The following is a 17,427-nucleotide window of genomic DNA, read 5'->3' on the forward strand; positions in this document are numbered from 1 at the left end:
CTGGACGATTACCGACATGGCAGGCCATTCCAAATTCAAGAACATCATGCATCGCAAGGGCGCGCAGGACAAGAAGCGCTCGGCGATGTTCTCCAAGCTCAGCCGCGAAATCACCGTCGCGGCCAAGATGGGCATGCCCGACCCGGACATGAACCCGCGCCTGAGGCTGGCGGTGAACGCAGCCAAGAGCCAGTCGATGCCCAAGGACAATATCCAGCGCGCCATCGACAAGGCCAGTGCCAATGAAGGCGACGATTACGAGGAAATCCGCTATGAAGGCTATGGCCCCGGCGGGTCGGCCATCATCGTCGAGGCGCTGACCGACAATCGCAATCGTACCGCCACCAACATCCGCACCGCGTTTTCGAAGAATGGCGGCAATCTGGGCGCTTCGGGATCGGTCGCGCATGGTTTCGAACGGCTCGGCCTGATCGTCTATCCCGCCAGCATCGGCGGCGAGGACAAGGTGCTGGAAGCCGCGCTGGAAGCCGGCGCGCAGGATATCCAGTCGGGCGCTGAGGAGCATGAGATATGGACCGCCGCCGACGATCTGCATGAAGTTGCGAATGCGCTGGAAAAGGCGCTGGGCGAGGCCGAAACCGTCAAGCTGGCGTGGAAGCCCAATCTGACCGTCGACATGGATGAAAAGGACGCGGGCACCCTGTTCAAGCTGGTCGACGCGCTGGACGATGATGACGACGTGCAGACGGTGTGGGGCAATTACGAGGTCAGCGACGAGATCATGGAGCGGCTGGAGGCCGAATGAGCCTGCCCGCCAGGGGCGCGCCGGTTCGCATCCTGGGTCTCGACCCGTCGCTTTCCTGCACCGGCTGGGGCATCGTCGAATCGCAGGGTGCGCGGCTGGTGCATGTTGCCAACGGCCAGCTCCCCAGCGATGCGAAACTTTCGATGGCTTTGCGCCTCGCGACGCTACAGACGGAGCTGGCGCAGATTATCGCGGAATTCCGGCCTGACCGCGCCGCGGCGGAGGAAGTCTTCGTCAACAAGAACCCGCAGTCGACGCTGAAGCTGGCGCAGGCGCGGGGCGCGATCCTCGCCGCATGCGGGGCGGCCGGACTTGCCGTCAACGAACACGCCACAAGGCTGGTGAAGAAGGCCGTGACCGGCACCGGCGCCGCCGAGAAGCGTCAGGTGCAGGCGATGATAAAGATATTGCTGCCCGCAGCGCAAGTCGCCGGTCCCGATGCCGCCGACGCGCTCGCGGTCGCGATCGCCGATGCTCACCTGGGTTCAGGCGTGCAGGGGAGGATCTGACCGCAGCGGACCTAAGCCGGGCTTGTCGCTCGCCCGCGCTGTTCGGCCAGGATCGTCCAGCCTGCGAGGAACAGCCCCGCGACCACCGGGCCGATGACGATACCGCTGAGGCCGAATACCGCGATTCCGCCAAGGGTGGTCACCAGCACGATCCAGTCAGGGATGCCGGTGTCGCGCCCGACCAGGATGGGCCGCAGCAGATTGTCGGCCAGGCCGATGACCAGAACGCCCGATGCGATCACCACCGCGCCCTGCCAGATCGCGCCCGTCACCAGCAGATAGATCGCGACGGGCAGCCAGACGATGGCGGGGCCGAGCGCAGGCAGCAGTGAAAAGATCGCCATGAGCAGTCCGAACAGCAGCGCGGCGGGCACGCCGACGATCCAGAAGGTGATGGCACCCAGGGCGCCCTGCACCAGCCCCACGACGACCGATCCCTTGATGGTCGCGCGAACGATTGTGACAAAGGCAATCGCCAGCCGGTCAGCGACGCCATGGTCCAGCGGCAGCCCGTCGGTGATCGTCCGACCCAACCGTTTGCCGTCCCGCAGCAGGAAATAGGTGACGTAAAGGCCGACTGCGAAGGACAGGAAGAAGGAAAAGGCACCGCCCCCGATGGCGAGCGCCTGCGCGGCAATTGCGCCGACGCTTGCCTGGATCAGTTCCGAAATCCTTGCCTGCGTCGCGCTGAAATCGCCGTAGCCGGAATCGTCCAGCATGATCCGCAGGCGTTCGGGCAGGGCGTCGTAATAGCGGGCGAAATATTCCGCGGCGTCGATCTGCTGCGCCTCGATGGCGTAATAGACCGCCGTGGCCTGATCGACGATAAGGCTGCCGATCACCACCGCCGGTATGACCACCGCGACAAGGATGGTGAGCAAGGCGAGCAGCGCGGCGCGGTTTTCATGGCCGCGCAACTGGTGCAGGACGCGCTGGTAAAGCGGCTGGAACATGATGGCAGCGATGGTCGCCCACAGGATAGCGGACATGAAGGGCCAGGCCACCGCGCCCAGGAACAGGGTAATGGCGGCAAGGAACAGGACCAGCCCGCCCTGCTCGAGTCGCGTGCGTCCTGACTGATCGAAACTGTTCACCGACTGGCCCTTTATCCCGCTTTCATGGTGCCTCTAGCGGATGAGGGGCGGTGGCGAAACGAAGATTGCGGATGCGCTTGCATTCCGGCCCTTGATCGGCTGGCCCACCGGGGGCAGAGTGGCCCTGCCCCGATCATCCTGAGCGCAACCATCGCACGGAGCTGGGGCATCGCATGTAGAAGCTGGCCCTCGGCCGCAACCATTTTGGCGCAGCAAGGATCATCAGGCATGGCCGAACACAAGGATCTTCCCCATTCCAGCGGCCCTGCCGGCGGCTGGGGGTCGATGAAGGGCATCACCCGCATCTTCGGCGAAACCTGGGCGGAGGCAGGCGCGCTCGACACCCTCGGGCGGCAGAACAAGACCAAGGGGCACATGTGTTCGTCCTGCGCCTGGCCGAAGCCTGCCAATTACAAGCCCTTCGAGTTCTGCGAGAATGGCGCCAAGGCGACCTTGTGGGAAAGCACCAGCGCTCGCTGCACGCCGGAATTCTTTGCGCAGGCAGGCCACAAGGTGACCGAACTGCGCGACTGGCGCGACCATGACCTCGAGATGCAGGGACGGTTGACTCACCCGCTGCGTTATGACGCGCAAAGCGATCGCTATGTCGCCGTGTCGTGGGACGAAGCCTTCGCCGCGATCGGCGAACGGCTGCGCGAACTTCCCGTGGAAAGCGTTGTCTTCTACGCTTCGGGCCATGCCGGGCTGGAAGCCTCCTATCTTTATGCGCTGCTCGCCCGCGCCTATGGCAACAACAATCTGCCGCAGAGCAGCAACATGTGCCACGAGACGACCTCGGTGGGCCTGAAGAAAGTTCTCGGCACGCCGGTCGGCACCGTCACCTGGGACGATCTGGACAAGACCGATGCCTATTTCTTCTTCGGCCAGAATCCCGGAACCAACAGCCCGCGATTCCTGCATCCGCTGAAGGAGGCGAAGGATCGCGGCGCGAAGATCGTCACTTTCAATCCGGTGATCGAACAGGGGCTGGTCAGCTTCGTCGATCCGCAGAACCCGGTTGATATGGTCACCGGGCGCGAAACGAAGATTTCCGACCAGTATCACCAGCTTCGCGCCGGGGGCGACGTCGCCGCCATTCTGGGCATGTGCAAAATCGTGGTCGAAGCCGACGATGCGGCACGAGCAAAGGGCGAGGCCGAAGTGATCGACCATGCCTTCATCGCCGAACACACGGTCGGCTTCGATGAATATGTCGATTACTGCCGCGCCGCCGATTGGGCGGAGATCGAGCGGGAGAGCGGATTGACCGAAAGTGCGCTGCGCGATGCCGCTGGCATCTACATGCGGGCCGAAAAGGTCATCGGCGTCTATGGCATGGGCCTGACGCAGCACCGCCATGGAGCGCTGAACCTGGCCATGTTCGCCAATTTCCTGCTGCTGCGCGGCAATATCGGCCGCGAAGGTGCAGGCGCCTGTCCGGTGCGCGGGCACAGCAATGTGCAGGGGCAGCGGACCGTGGGCATTGCCGAGAAGGCGAAACTGATCCCGATGGACCGCCTGAAGGCGCTGTTCGGCTTCGACCCGCCGACGAAGGACGGGATGCATATCGTCGATGCGGTGAACGGGTTGATCGAAGGTGAGGTGAAAGGCTTCATCTCTCTGGGCGGCAATCTGCTGCGCGCGGTGCCGGATCAGGAACGGATGGAGGAAGGCTGGGCGAAGCAGGATCTCACCGTGATGATCTCCACCAAGCTCAACCGCAGCCACCTGTTTCCCGGCAAACACGCCTATATCTTACCCTGCCTCGCCCGTAGCGAGATCGACATGCAGGCGAGCGGCAACCAGGCCATCACCATCGAGGACAGCTTCTCGATGATCCACGGTTCGCTCGGCCGCCGTCAGCCGGCAGCCGATACGCTGAAGAGCGAAATGGATATCGTCTGTTCCATCGCGGAGGCGGCGCTTGCCCCCAATCCGCAGCTGAAATGGCGCGACTGGGTGGGCGATTACGCGCTTGTCCGCGATCTGATCGCGCAGACCTATCCCGACGATTTTCACGATTTCAACGCGCGGATGTGGGAGCCGGGCGGCTTCTATCGCGGCAATCCGGCCCGCGAGCGCATCTGGAAGACGGAGGTGGGCAAGGCGATCATCACCACGCCCGAACGGCTGAACGTGACCGGTTTCAAGGACAGGCCGGGCCGCTACCGGCTGCTGACGATGCGGTCGAACGATCAGTTCAACACGACGATCTATGGCTATAGCGACCGGTTTCGCGGGATCGAGGGCACGCGCGACGTGGTGCTGATGAACCCCGACGACATTGCCGACGCAGGGCTGCGCGACGGGCAGTCGGTGCGGCTGGTGGGCGATGCGGATGATGGGGTGGACCGGAACCTGGGGGGGCTGAAACTGGTGGCTTATGCCCTGCCGCGAGGGACGATCGCGTCTTATTACCCGGAATGCAACGTGCTGATCTCGATCGACAATCACGATGAATTATCGAAAACGCCGGGTTCCAAATCGATACCAGTGCGGATCGAGGCAGCCTGAGCGCTTCCATGCCACAGGTGCCGGACGGCACGGGCGACCTGCTGGGAGTCGTGCTCGCCGGTGGCGCGTCGCGCCGGTTTGGCACCGACAAGGCACAGGCTTTCCTCGAAGGGCGGACGCTCCTCGCCCATGCGATCCGCAGCCTTGGCCGCATGGTCCCCGCCGTGATTGTCGCAGGCGAGGGGCGGGGCGTGGCAGACTCGCTGCCGCGCAGCGGGGTTCCGCAGGGCGTGACGACGGTACCGGATTGGCCGCAGCCCGGCATGGGGCCGCTGGGCGGTATGGCAGGAGCGCTCCTGCACGCGCGGGAACGCAATTACGCTGCCATTCTGACCATAGGTGTGGACACGCCCGGTCTTCCGGACGACCTGCCTCGCCGGCTGTCGCCCGGCCCGGCCTGTTTCGCGGCCCAGCCCATCGTCGGCCTCTGGCCCGTTGTTACTCTCGCTGCGCTTCAGGCGCTGCTGCGATCCAGCGCCAGTCATGCGGTGCGGGCCTTTGCCGATGCCGTGGATGCGCGCCGTATTCCGGGCGGCGAGGCCTTCGCCAATATCAACACGCCGCAGGATCTTGCCCGGCTGCTGAACGAAGATCCGGGCAGCGATGGTTGAACCTCCGCTACAGATTTCGGCCGATGGACAGGTCCAGCCCATGCCTCGGCAATGGGTGCCGGAGGTGCCCGTGGCGATGGAATATAACGGTCTCTCCTATGCCGTGATGATGGCCACTCCGGCGGATTTGCAGGATTTCGCCCTGGGCTTCGCCGTGGCGGAAGGGCTGGCGAAAGGCGCATCGGACCTCACGCATTTTTCAGCAGCGGAAGTCGAGGCAGGCTGGATATTGCGCGCCACCCTGGCCGGAGTGGAGCCGGCGAAATTGCAGGAGCGGGTGCGTAACCGCGTGGCTGAATCGAGTTGCGGCCTTTGCGGCATCGAAAATCTCGCCGCTCTTGCCGTGCCGCTGCCGCACGTTCGGCCGCATGCCGCCATCGCGCCTGACGCAATCTTTCGTGCCCTTGCCGACCTGCGCGGATTGCAACCCCTCGGCAGTGCCACCCGCGCCGCCCATGCCGCCGCGCTCGCCGCATCCGACGGACGAATAGGGATCGTGCGTGAGGATGTGGGCCGCCACAATGCGATGGACAAGCTGGTCGGCGGAGCGCTGGTTGCAGGTGCCGATCCTTGCGACGGCTTTATCCTGTCCACGGCGCGATGTTCCTACGAAATCGTCGAAAAGGCGGTGCGGGCGGGCGCGACCACGCTGGTGACCATATCCCTGCCCACCACCATGGCGATCAGCCGCGCGCATGATGCCGGGCTGACGCTCTATTGTCTGGCGCGCGATGACAGCGTGCTGCTGGTGAGCAGGGGGCAGTCATCCTGATACCGGTTTCCGCGCTTTCGCCGCATGCAAGCATCCTGCACATGGGCGATCTCGAAAAAGTGGGTGCGAAACAGGGGCATTGGGGTCTAAGGCGTAATTGCTATGAACGGGTCGATCCATGAATTCACGCGTATCCCGGCACCGGGCAGTGACATGCCGCATGGCAGGGCGCTTGCCAGGGGCGATGTTCGCAACAGGATGCGGGCGACGAGCGACCCCTGTATCGGAGTGATCTTCAATCCTCGCAGCCACCGCAATCGTGGTGGCGGACGGGCCGAATTGCCGGGCGTGATGATCGCCGAACCCGCGGATCGGGACAGGTTGCCGGCAGTGCTTGCCGATTTCGCGGCAAGGGGCGTCGACTACCTCATCATCGATGGGGGCGATGGCACGGTGCGCGACATTCTCACCAGCGGGCAGGCGGTGTTCGGCGATGACTGGCCCGCCCTTGCCGTGCTGCCCAAGGGCAAGACCAACGCCCTGAACATCGATCTGGGCGCGCCTGGCGACTGGTCTTTGGCCGATGCCATCGCCGCTCATCACAGCGGCAGGCGCGTCCTTCGCAGGCCCTTGCAGATAATCGCCGACGAACCGGGCCTTGATAGGGGTCATGGCGCAGATGAGGGCGGAACGGGCATCCTGCAGGGCTTCATTCTGGGGGCAGGAGCCTTTACCACCGGCATCCAGGCGGGGCAGGATGCCCACCGGATGGGCGCCTTCAACAGCCTGGCGGTGGGCGTGACAGTCATCTGGGCGGTGATACAGGCCCTGTTCGGATCGCCGACGAACAAGTGGCGGCGCGGTGTGCCCATGGACATTCGCCTGGGGCCGGAGCGCCGGTCCATGCGGCACAGCGGATATGGAGCGTCCGATCGCCGCGACGTGCTGGTGGCGACGACGCTGGAACGGCTGCCGGCCGGTATCAAGCTGTTCGGCAAACGGCAGCGCGGCCTGAAGTTGTTCGTGATGGACAAGATGCGGCGCACCTTGATGGCGAGTCTGCCGGCGACCCTGTTCGGCTACGATCCGCCATGGCTTTCCGGTGCGGGCTTCCACCGGATCGAGGCGGCGGAGTTCGCCATCGCGCTCGGCGGTCAGTTCATCCTGGATGGAGAGGCTTTCCCGGCGGGCCAGTATATCGTCAGGGAAGGGCCGGAACTGTCCTTCGTGGTGCCATGACCACGTCACCGGAGGCTGGATCGCAGGAGGTCGGGCCGCTGGAAACGCGCGTGGCACAGCGGCTGGCGCGGGTTGTCGATCCGGCTGTCTCACGCTTCGCAGAACGTCTGGCGCATGAGGCGGGGGCGCTGGCGGTGATCTTCTACGGGTCGAATCTGCGGACCGGCGACCTGGAAGGGGTACTCGATTTCTACGTCCTGATGCCGGGGGCGGAACAGGGGCGGATATGGCCCCGCATCAGCTATCGCGAATGCGCGGAAGGTGGCGATCTGTTGCGGGCGAAGATCGCGACCATGGCGCTCTCCACCTTCGAGCGCGCGGCAGCGGGCCGGTCACGCGACACGACAATCTGGACGCGGTTCGTGCAGCCTGCGGCACTCGTCTGGAGTCGGGATGACGATGCGGGCGCCAGGGTCAGGGCCGCCGTGGCCGATGCGGCGAAAACCGCCGCTCTGGTCGCGGTCGCGCTCGGACCTGCGACCGGAACCGCGCGGGATTACTGGCGAGGCCTGTTCCGGGCCACTTACAGGGCCGAGCTGCGGGTCGAAAAACCGGGGCGGGAGGAAAGCATCCTCGCAAAGGATCCTGCCCATTTCGAAGGGTTGCTGCGCGCTGCGTTGACGGCTCGCCGCATCGGTTTCACGCAAGACGGCGAAAGGATCACGCCTGGCCTGCCCCCGGACCTGCGCCGGCGGGTCAGGCGATGGTGGGCCGTCCGGCAGTCGCTGGGCAAGCCCTTCAACATTGCCCGCCTGATGAAGGCGACGACCACTTTCGACGGCGCGGCACGCTATGGTGCATGGAAGGTCGAACGCCATACAGGCGTCAGCGTCAGGCTGACTCCGTGGCGCGAGAAGCACCCCATTCTTGCCGCGCCGGGAGTGCTGTGGAACGTCTGGCGCGAAAGGAGGCGCTAGGCCGCCTTCACATGTAGCGCATCTTTACCCTGATCGACGTGACGCCCGGCCCCGCACCGAAGGCCACCTTGCGGTAGCTCGGTTTGCCGAGGTTGAAGATGTTGATGGTAGGATTGTTCGACATCGCGCCGCCATCTTCCGAAAGGTCGGTCTTGCCATTGCCATTCGCATCATGCCGCACGGCCACGCCGTAAGTGCCGGCGGCAGACACCGGCAGGCAGAACTGCATGGTACCGGCTTTTGCCGCAGTTTCCGTGCGCGTCAGCCAGCGCCCGGAGGACAGCCAGTCACTCGCAGTGGCGTTGTAGACTTCCGCGCGCATTCTGCCGCGCGACGATTCGATGCCGTCCACCGTCACCAATATGGCAGGCCCGGCACCGCGATGGCATTTGGAGATGTCGTTGCTGACGTTACGCCCATAGCGGGACTGGGCCTGGGCCGGTACGAAGGCGGACAAGGCGAGGCCCGCGGCGGCCAGCGCCGCCGCCAGATTGCGGCTGTTCTTCATTTCAATCATGCTTCCTCGTCGCCCTGCGGCAACGGTTCGAGAATCCTGCACAAGGAGGGCCAGCGACCGTTCTCCCGATGTATCTTGAGGTGCAGCATGGCGGCGAAGCTCTGAATTGGCGCTGAATTGCGCTGCAGATGCCGGAGCAGCGGGATAGCGAGGTTCAGGCGCCGCCCCCCTGGCGGGCGATATATTGCGATCATGGCTGCGTTGCCCGAACCGGAGAGGTGGTTGTCGCATAATGGGACCGTTCGGCAGATCTGCGATGCGTCATGTGGAAAAAGACGCCCGCCCGGCTTGAGACTGGCGGCTGGCAGGGGTAATCGTCACGCGCCCGGCTTTCCTGCCGGCCAGATCCCATGCCCGGCCGCGGCTTTTCGCCCGATCGACGGCCCGGCCAACAGCAAAGCGCATGCGCATGGCTTCCCCGCTGATTTCCCCCTCGATCCTTTCGGCGGATTTCGCGCGCCTTGGCGAGGAAATTCGCGCCATCGATGCAGCGGGTGCGGACTGGATCCATGTCGATGTGATGGATGGGCATTTCGTCCCCAACATCACTATCGGCGCCGCCGTGGTCAAGGCCCTGCGCCCGCACACGGACAAGCCCTTCGACGTTCATCTGATGGTGGCGCCGGTGGATGCCTATCTCGCCGAATTTGCCGAAGCCGGGGCGGATATCATCACTGTCCATCCCGAGGCCGGCCCCCATGTCCATCGCACGGTGCAGGCGATCAAGGGTCTGGGCAAGCAGGCGGGGATATCGCTGAACCCGGCAACGCCTGCCAAGATGCTGGATTACCTGATCGACGATATCGATCTCGTCCTGGTGATGAGCGTCAATCCCGGTTTCGGCGGGCAGAGCTTTATCCATTCGCAATTGAAGAAGGTGGAGGCCGTGCGCCGGATGATCGACAAGTCCGGGCGCGACATCCGCCTGGAAGTCGATGGCGGCGTGAATGCCGAGACGGCGCGGCTCTCTGTCGATGCGGGGGCCGACGTGCTGGTCGCAGGGTCCGCCACCTTCAAGGGCGGGCCGGATTGCTATGCCGCCAACATCGCCGCGCTCAGACAGGCCGGGAATGCAGCTTGAACGATGGTCCGGCAGCAGCGGAATCGAAAGCGGGCCGATCAGCGGGGCGCTGTGCTCCGGACGCGGCCGAGGCGGCTGAGATGGCGCTTCCCCTGAAATCGGGCGACCCGGCAGAGGCCGGGCTGGCCGAGACTGCACCTCCTGCCTTGGAAGAGGGCCGGACGGCGGAGGCGGCAGGGAAGGACCGGGATCGTCAGGCCTCCCGCGGCGGACCCGCCGGCGAGGTGCTGGAGCCCGGCCGGTCGCTGGTCCATGCCGATTATCGTGCGCCGCCGCTGGGCGCGGCAGACCGGCTGGTGCGTCTTGCCTATCGGCTGGGCGTGCCCGGACAGACCCTTTCCGCGCCGTTTCGCAAGCCGTCCCGCCCCCGGCTGCTGGCAACGGTCGACAGCCCGCTTGCGGGGGAGCGCGCTGCAGGCGTCGCGCTGCGGGCGGGGCATTTCCTCGTCCATGGCGTCAAGGCGCCGATCGCGCAGGTCGATTTTGCGCCCGCAGCGCGGCTGACTCCGGTATTCGAACGGGTCGTGCATGGCTTCACCTGGCTGCGCGATCTTGCCTCCTGCGCCCCGCGCGAACAATGCACATCGGCGGCGGAACGCGTGCTGGCGGCATGGCTGGCCGCCAATCCGAAACCACACAAAGGCCCGGCCTGGCAGGTCGACAATACCGGGCACCGCCTGCTCAACTGGCTGGTACATGCCCCGCTGGCCATGGGCGGCCAGAACGGCGCTCTGCGCGGCCAGGTGCTTGCTGCTGCGGCGGATACCGCGCGCTGGCTCGACCGTCATGTAACCCGCGCACCCGACCGGCTGGGCGCAATTGCCGGATGGAGTGCGATCACCGCCGCCGGTCTGCTGCTGCCTGACGGGCGTCCGCGCCGCCTGTTCGGCGAGGCGGGGCTGATCCGCGCACTGGGCGAACTGGTCGCCGATGACGGCGGCGTGCTGTCGCGCAGCCCCATCGACCAGATGGAAGCGATTGCCCTGCTGGTGGAATTGCGCGCCTGTTACCGGGCGGTCGATCAGGAGCAGCCCGCCGCGTTGGACGCGCTGCTGGCGCTGCTGGTGCCGCCGCTTCTCGCCCTGGTGCATTCGGACGGGGCGCTGGGCAGCTGGCAGGGAGCGGGCGCCGTTTCGCACGATCGCATCGCCGGTCTGGTGGAGGCGAGCGGCATCCGCACGCGGCCGCTGAAGGATGTGCGCCAATGGGGCTATCAGCGCGTCGCGGCAGGGCGATCCGTGCTGCTGTTCGACGCCGCACCGCCGCCGCTCAGTCGCCATGCGCGCCACGGCTGCGCGTCGACCCTGGCCTTCGAATTGTCGTCGGGTGCCCATCGCCTGATCGTCAATTGCGGCGGGGCGGCTTTTGCGGGTGGGCAGGTTCCGGTGCGGATCGAGCAGGGATTGCGCGCCACGGCGGCTCATTCGACGCTGGTGCTCGACGATGCGAATTCCACTGCCGTCCTCATCAATGGCAAGCTGGGCGGCGGCGTGGGCGAGGTCGAGGTCGATCGCCGCACGCTTAAGACGAACCAGGGCACTGCCACGAAGATCGAGGCGAGCCATGACGGATATGCCGCGCGATATGGTCTGCTGCATCGCCGCATCCTGATCCTGCGCGACGATGGGACCGAACTGCGCGGCGAAGATTTGCTGATCCCCGCAGGCAAGCCCGGCAAACGCGGCAAGATCGGTTTCGCCCTGCGTTTCCACGTCGGCCCCGGCGCCGATTTGCGGCTGTCCGACGACAGGCGCGGCGCCAGCCTCGGCCTCCCGGACGGTTCGACCTGGCAGTTCCGCACCGGCACCAATAATGAATCGGACGATCTCGGCGGCGAAGTGTCCGTCGAGGAAAGCCTGTGGGTCGATGCGCTCGGCAGGCCGCAGCCGGTGCAGCAGATGGTGATCCAGGGCCTTACCTCGCGCGGGGGCGGCAGTTTCACCTGGCTCCTGAAGAAAATGGGATAGAACATTGAACGACGTGACGATCAGGCGGGCGCTGCTGTCCGTTTCCGACAAGACCGGCCTTGCGGACCTTGGCAGGGAACTGGCGCAGCGCGGGGTGGAACTGGTGTCGACCGGCGGCACGGCGAAAGCCTTGCGCGAGGCGGGCCTGGAGGTCCGCGACGTGGCGGATGTGACCGGCTTTCCCGAAATGATGGACGGACGGGTCAAGACGTTGCACCCCATGGTGCATGGCGGATTGCTGGCGGTGCGCGACGATGCCGATCATGCCGCCGCGATGCAGCAGCACGGGATCGGCGCGATCGATCTCGTGATCGTCAATCTCTATCCGTTCCAGGAAACCGTCGCCAGCGGCGCGGAGCGGAACGCGATCATCGAGAACATCGACATCGGCGGCCCAAGCATGGTGCGCTCTGCGGCCAAGAATCATCGCTATGTCACCATCGTCACCGATCCTGCCGATTACCCGATGCTGATCGCGGAACTGGATGCGGCGGACGGGGCGACGACCCGGTCGCTGAGAACCCGAATGGCCGCCAAGGCCTTTGCCGCCACCGCCGCCTATGATTCCGCGATTGCCGGCTGGTTCGCGAGCGAGGAGGGGCAAGATGCGGAAGGCGCTGCTTCGGCAGGCGGCCAGTTCCCCGCTGAACTGTCGCTGCGCTATCGGCGCGCGGACATCCTGCGTTACGGCGAAAACCCGCATCAGGACGCGGCGCTCTATCTCGATGCTTCGGAAATGGCGAGCGGCGTAGGCGCAGCCGAGCAGGTGCAGGGCAAGGCGCTCAGCTACAACAATTACAACGATGCCGATGCGGCGCTTGAGCTGGTGGCCGAATTCGCCGGCGGGCCGCCAACGGTGGTCATCGTCAAGCATGCCAATCCGTGCGGGGTCGCATCGGGTGACACGCTCCTCGAGGCCTATGAAGCAGCTCTGCGCTGCGACAGCGTTTCGGCATTCGGCGGCATCATCGCCTGCAACCGCCCGCTGGACGGGGCGACCGCCGAAGCGATCACCGACATCTTCACCGAAGTCGTCATCGCGCCCGGTGCCGATGAAGCCGCACGCGCGGCATTTGCGACCAAGAAGAACCTGCGCCTGCTCCTCACCTGCGATATGCTGGATGCGAAACGCGCAGGGCATACTGTGAAGACCATTGCCGGCGGGCTGCTGATGCAGAGCCGCGACAGCGCCAGCATCGCGCCTGCCGATCTCAAGGTCGTGACGAAGCGCCAGCCGACGGAGCGTGAACTGGCCGACTGCATGATGGCCTGGACCGTGGCGAAACATGTGAAGTCCAACGCCATCGTCTATGTAAAGGACGGGGTGACTGCCGGCATTGGTGCCGGCCAGATGAACCGCCGCGACAGCGCGCGCATCGCCGCGATGAAAGCGGCCGAGGCGGCGGAGCGATATAATTGGGCCGAGCCCCGCACCGCCGGCAGTGCGGTGGCATCCGACGCTTTCTTTCCCTTTGCCGACGGGCTTGTCGCCGCGGCCGAAGCCGGCGCGACCGCCATCATCCAGCCCGGCGGGTCGATCCGCGATGACGAGGTGATTGCAGCCGCCGACAAGGTGGGGCTGGCGATGGTGTGCACCGGAATTCGTCACTTCCGGCACTGATCGCGTCAGAACCCCGTGTCGCCAGATTCGCGCCGGCTTGAAGCTGGCGCGCGTGTTCCCACGTATGAACCACAGGCAATTTGCATATTCAGGGCGAGGTCAGCGACAGTGCCTTATCGCGATGCCAACAAGAACAAAAACAGCGGAAATTCCCATGCGTATCTTCAAATCCGACCTTTACCGCAATTTCGCCATCGGCTTCGTCGGCGGTGCGCTGGCGCTTTCGGTGCAGGCGGGTGGAGCGCTCTGGGACACCGTGCCGCATACGCTGGCAGCGATTTTCTGATTGGCGGGTTACGGACTGGAACCGAACATATGATGAAATCCTTTCTCCCCCTGCTTGCCGCAGCCGGACTCGCCGTGGCCGGATGCAATCAGGTGGCCAGCGCCGCGGAACCTGTCGTGGCGGCGCCTGCCGCTTTGAAAAAGAGCAAGGAATCCGGCCTCAAGACAGCGATTTTCGCAGGCGGCTGTTTCTGGGGCGTGGAGGGCGTCTTTTCACGGGTCAAAGGCGTGAGAAGCGCAGTGTCCGGCTATCATGGCGGGAACGAGGCCACGGCCACTTACGACCGGGTCAACAGCGGCGTGACCGGCCATGCCGAAGCGGTGCGCGTCACTTACGATCCGTCGCAGATCCGCTACGATCAATTGCTGCGCATCTTCTTTTCCGTCGTTGCCGACCCGACGCTGAAGAACCGCCAGGGTCCGGACCGCGGCAGCCAGTACCGCGCCGCGCTCGTCCCGATGAGTGACGACCAGCGCGCCGTCGCTGCCGCTTATCTGAAACAGATGGGAAGATCGGGCAAATGGAATGCGCCGATCGTGACGCAGCTGGAAACGTACAAGAAGTTTTACCCCGCCGAAGCCTATCATCAGGATTTCATGGAGAAGAATCCACGCCATTCCTACATCACCCGCTGGGATGCCCCCAAGGTGCGCGCATTGGCGCAGATGTATCCTGCGGTCCACCGCGCGACATTCGTCAAGGATTGACCGCCACTTTCACGCCCGGTGGTGGTGAAAGATCGTCAATCGCGATATAGTCGGCCCATGATCGAAACAGCCGCACCCACACTTTCCTCCGTTTCTGCCGAATCCGGCAGATCGATGCACGGACACCGGGAACATTCGGGCGAGAAGCTGATTGCGGCGGCGCGCGATGCGCTGACCGCATCCGGCGAGCAATGGACCGCCATGCGGGCCGACATCTTCAACGAACTCGCCTGCCAGGACAGGCCGGCCAGCGCCTATGACATTGCCGACAGCCTCTCCGCCCGGCGGGGCAAGCGTGTCGCGCCGAACAGCGTGTACCGTATTCTCGACCTGTTCGTGGCGAATAATCTGGCCAACCGGATCGAGAGCGCGAATGCCTATCTGGTGAACACCCATCCCGGCTGCCGCCACGATTGCATCTTCGTCATCTGCGACGATTGCGGTTCCGCCCGCCACCTCGACGATGACCGGGTGACCGGGGCGCTGCGGCAGGCGGGGCAGGGCGCGGGTTTCGCCAATATCCGACCGGTCGTCGAACTGCGCGGCTTATGCGGCGATTGCGCCGCCTGAACCGGCATCCGAAGCACTGGCGGGTGCCAGACGCCGGGGGCGGCCTGAGGGCCTTCGTCCGGCAAGCACCGGTCGACAGGGCGCGCGCTTGCGGCTAATCCCGGCGGAACACAGGAAAAGATGATGCCGCAGACCCCCCTTCTCGATAAAACGCCCACGCCGCACGATCTGCGCAAGCTCGACCCGAAGCAATTACGGCAATTGTCGGATGAATTGCGCGACGAGATGATCGATACGGTCGGACAGACCGGCGGCCACCTGGGCAGCGGGTTGGGCGTGGTCGAACTGACCGTGGCGATCCACTATGTGTTCAACACGCCGGAAGACCGTCTGATCTGGGATGTCGGGCACCAGGCCTATCCGCACAAGATCCTGACCGGTCGGCGCGACCGCATCCGTACCCTGCGCCAGGGCGGCGGCCTGTCCGGCTTCACCAAGCGCAGCGAAAGCGAATACGATCCCTTCGGTGCGGCGCATTCCAGCACGTCGATTTCGGCAGGGCTCGGCTTCGCCGTGGCGAACAAGCTGGCCGGAAAACCCGGCAAGGCCATAGCCGTGATCGGCGATGGTGCGATGAGCGCGGGCATGGCCTATGAGGCGATGAACAATGCCGAACAGGCGGGCAACCGGCTGATCGTGATCCTGAACGACAATGACATGTCGATCGCGCCGCCCGTGGGCGGGTTGTCCGGCTATCTGGCGCGCATGGTGTCGAGCAGCGAATATCTGGGCCTGCGCAGCCTGGCCTCGCGCATGGCGAACAAATTGTCGCGCCGGGTCCACCGTTCGCTGGGCAAGGCGGAGGAATTCACCCGTGGCATGGTGACGGGCGGCACCCTGTTCGAGGAACTGGGCTTCTATTACGTCGGCCCCATCGACGGGCATAATCTCGACCATCTCGTTCCCGTGCTGGAAAATGTGCGCGATGCGGAGGAGGGACCGGTCCTGATCCATGTCGTGACGCAGAAGGGCAAGGGCTATGCCCCTGCCGAGGATGCGTCGGACAAATATCACGGTGTCGCCAAATTCGACGTCGTCACCGGTAAGCAGGCGAAATCGAGCGGCGGACCGCCCAGCTATCAGAACGTGTTCGGCGAAACGCTGGCGCAGCTTGCCGAGACGGACGAGCGGATCTGCGCCATCACCGCCGCCATGCCGAGCGGCACCGGCGTCGACAAATTCGCCGCGGCCCACCCGACGCGCAGCTTCGATGTAGGCATCGCCGAACAGCACGGCGTGACCTTCGCCGCCGGCCTTGCGGCGCAGGGCATGAAGCCGTTCTGCGCCATCTATTCCACCTTCCTGCAACGCGCCTTCGATCAGGTCGTGCATGATGTGGCGATCCAGAACCTGCCCGTCCGCTTCGCCATCGACCGCGCCGGTCTGGTAGGCGCCGATGGGGCGACCCATGCCGGCAGTTTTGACGTGACCTATCTTTCCACCCTGCCTAATTTCGTGGTGATGGCCGCGGCGGATGAAGCGGAACTGGTCCACATGACTTACACTGCCGCCTGCCATGACAGCGGACCGATCGCCTTCCGCTATCCGCGCGGCGCGGGCACGGGTGTGGCGCTGCCCGCCACGCCCGAACGCCTGCCCATCGGCAAGGGAAGGGTGGTGAAGGAGGGTACGAAGGTCGCGCTGCTGAGCCTCGGCACGCGGCTGGCCGAAGCCATGAAGGCGGCGGAGCAGCTGGAGGCGAAGGGCCTGTCTACGACGGTGGCCGATCTGCGCTTTGCCAAACCGCTCGACACCGAACTGATCGAACGGCTGATGCGCAGCCACGAGGTGGTGGTGACGGTGGAAGAAGCCGCCATCGGCGGCCTTGGCGCGCATGTCCTGACTTTCGCCAGCGACAATGGCCTGACCGATGGCGGCCTGACCGATAGCGGTCTGAAAATCCGCACGATGCGGCTGCCCGACATCTTCCAGGATCATGACGCGCCGGAAAAGCAATATGACGAAGCGGGGCTGAATGCTCCGCAGATCGTCGACACGGTGCTGAAGGCGCTGCGACACAACAGCGCAGGCGTGGAAGAGGCGCGCGCCTGACCTCAAGCAACCCGGAGCGCCCGGCACCGGATAGTTGCCGGTCATCAGGCGCACCAGCCTGTGGTCCTGCGAGCGGGCACTCACGGAGCGAAACCCCATACCATGGTGATGGGTAAGGCAGGACAAGCCTGCCGGTCGGCATCCCGTGAACAGCACGGCACCGGCAGCATGCTGGCGACCGCCGGCTCGTGTGGTAGAAGCCCGGCTCGAAAAGGGTTATCTGTTCCCAGATCTGTCCCGATTACCCTTCGCCGGGGGGAAGAA

16 protein-coding genes are annotated in these 17,427 nt (G+C 65.0%); 14 read left to right on the forward strand and 2 right to left on the reverse strand.

What is annotated here, in order from left to right; all coding sequences use genetic code 11:
- Positions 1-16 precede the first annotated feature (16 nt).
- Both HG250_RS05595 and ruvC read left to right on the forward strand, forming a co-directional pair.
- A complete protein-coding gene (locus HG250_RS05595; protein ID WP_170003518.1) occupies positions 17-766 on the forward strand; it encodes a YebC/PmpR family DNA-binding transcriptional regulator in 750 nt (249 codons plus the stop codon).
- Entirely contained in the window at positions 763-1,275 is a 513-nt protein-coding gene (ruvC, locus tag HG250_RS05600; protein WP_170003520.1) for a crossover junction endodeoxyribonuclease RuvC, read from the forward strand. The genes HG250_RS05595 and ruvC overlap by 4 nt, the downstream gene beginning before the upstream one ends.
- A gap of 11 nt (positions 1,276-1,286) precedes the next feature.
- Here the strand turns inward: ruvC and HG250_RS05605 are convergent, their stop codons facing one another.
- Positions 1,287-2,369: an AI-2E family transporter gene (locus HG250_RS05605; RefSeq protein WP_170003522.1), complete on the reverse strand. Its 1,083-nt coding sequence runs from the start codon at positions 2,367-2,369 to the stop codon at positions 1,287-1,289.
- Between the two features lie 228 nt (positions 2,370-2,597).
- On the opposite strand from HG250_RS05605, the gene HG250_RS05610 reads away from it, so the two are divergent.
- From HG250_RS05610 to HG250_RS05630, 5 genes are all read left to right on the forward strand, one after another.
- Positions 2,598-4,883, forward strand: coding sequence for an FdhF/YdeP family oxidoreductase (locus tag HG250_RS05610; RefSeq protein WP_170003524.1), 2,286 nt, complete (start codon positions 2,598-2,600; stop codon positions 4,881-4,883).
- Between the two features lie 8 nt (positions 4,884-4,891).
- A complete protein-coding gene (gene mobA, locus HG250_RS05615; protein ID WP_170003526.1) occupies positions 4,892-5,494 on the forward strand; it encodes a molybdenum cofactor guanylyltransferase in 603 nt (200 codons plus the stop codon).
- A complete protein-coding gene (gene fdhD, locus HG250_RS05620; RefSeq protein ID WP_170003528.1) occupies positions 5,487-6,266 on the forward strand; it encodes a formate dehydrogenase accessory sulfurtransferase FdhD in 780 nt (259 codons plus the stop codon). The genes mobA and fdhD overlap by 8 nt, the downstream gene beginning before the upstream one ends.
- Before the next feature lie 102 nt (positions 6,267-6,368).
- Positions 6,369-7,445, forward strand: a complete 1,077-nt coding sequence (locus HG250_RS05625; RefSeq protein ID WP_170003530.1) for a diacylglycerol kinase family protein — start codon at positions 6,369-6,371, stop codon at positions 7,443-7,445.
- A complete protein-coding gene (locus HG250_RS05630) occupies positions 7,442-8,362 on the forward strand; it encodes a hypothetical protein (protein ID WP_170003532.1) in 921 nt (306 codons plus the stop codon). The genes HG250_RS05625 and HG250_RS05630 overlap by 4 nt, the downstream gene beginning before the upstream one ends.
- 7 nt (positions 8,363-8,369) lie before the next feature.
- Here HG250_RS05630 and HG250_RS05635 read toward each other — a convergent pair whose 3' ends face one another.
- A complete protein-coding gene (locus tag HG250_RS05635) occupies positions 8,370-8,879 on the reverse strand; it encodes a DUF2141 domain-containing protein (protein WP_170003534.1) in 510 nt (169 codons plus the stop codon).
- A 409-nt stretch (positions 8,880-9,288) separates the two neighbouring features.
- On the opposite strand from HG250_RS05635, the gene rpe reads away from it, so the two are divergent.
- The 7 genes from rpe (at position 9,289) to dxs (ending at position 17,163) form a co-directional block, all read left to right on the forward strand.
- The gene (gene rpe / locus HG250_RS05640; protein WP_170003936.1) at positions 9,289-9,960 is read left to right on the forward strand and encodes a ribulose-phosphate 3-epimerase; all 672 of its coding nucleotides are present in this window, start codon (positions 9,289-9,291) and stop codon (positions 9,958-9,960) included.
- Between the two features lie 80 nt (positions 9,961-10,040).
- A complete protein-coding gene (locus HG250_RS05645) occupies positions 10,041-11,927 on the forward strand; it encodes a heparinase II/III family protein (RefSeq protein ID WP_170003536.1) in 1,887 nt (628 codons plus the stop codon).
- A gap of 4 nt (positions 11,928-11,931) precedes the next feature.
- On the forward strand, positions 11,932-13,548 hold the full coding sequence (gene purH / locus HG250_RS05650; protein ID WP_170003538.1) for a bifunctional phosphoribosylaminoimidazolecarboxamide formyltransferase/IMP cyclohydrolase: 1,617 nt from the start codon (positions 11,932-11,934) through the stop codon (positions 13,546-13,548).
- A 154-nt stretch (positions 13,549-13,702) separates the two neighbouring features.
- On the forward strand, positions 13,703-13,834 hold the full coding sequence (locus HG250_RS13040) for a hypothetical protein (RefSeq protein ID WP_277348070.1): 132 nt from the start codon (positions 13,703-13,705) through the stop codon (positions 13,832-13,834).
- A gap of 29 nt (positions 13,835-13,863) precedes the next feature.
- A complete protein-coding gene (msrA, locus tag HG250_RS05655) occupies positions 13,864-14,541 on the forward strand; it encodes a peptide-methionine (S)-S-oxide reductase MsrA (protein ID WP_170003540.1) in 678 nt (225 codons plus the stop codon).
- 57 nt (positions 14,542-14,598) lie between these two features.
- Positions 14,599-15,111 (forward strand): Fur family transcriptional regulator, encoded by a 513-nt coding sequence (locus tag HG250_RS05660; RefSeq protein WP_240956929.1) that lies wholly within the window; start codon positions 14,599-14,601, stop codon positions 15,109-15,111.
- Between the two features lie 120 nt (positions 15,112-15,231).
- A complete protein-coding gene (gene dxs, locus HG250_RS05665) occupies positions 15,232-17,163 on the forward strand; it encodes a 1-deoxy-D-xylulose-5-phosphate synthase (RefSeq protein WP_170003542.1) in 1,932 nt (643 codons plus the stop codon).
- Positions 17,164-17,427 lie beyond the last annotated feature (264 nt).

It is taken from the genome of Pseudopontixanthobacter vadosimaris (assembly GCF_012979275.1).
GTDB lineage: Bacteria > Pseudomonadota > Alphaproteobacteria > Sphingomonadales > Sphingomonadaceae > Pseudopontixanthobacter > Pseudopontixanthobacter vadosimaris.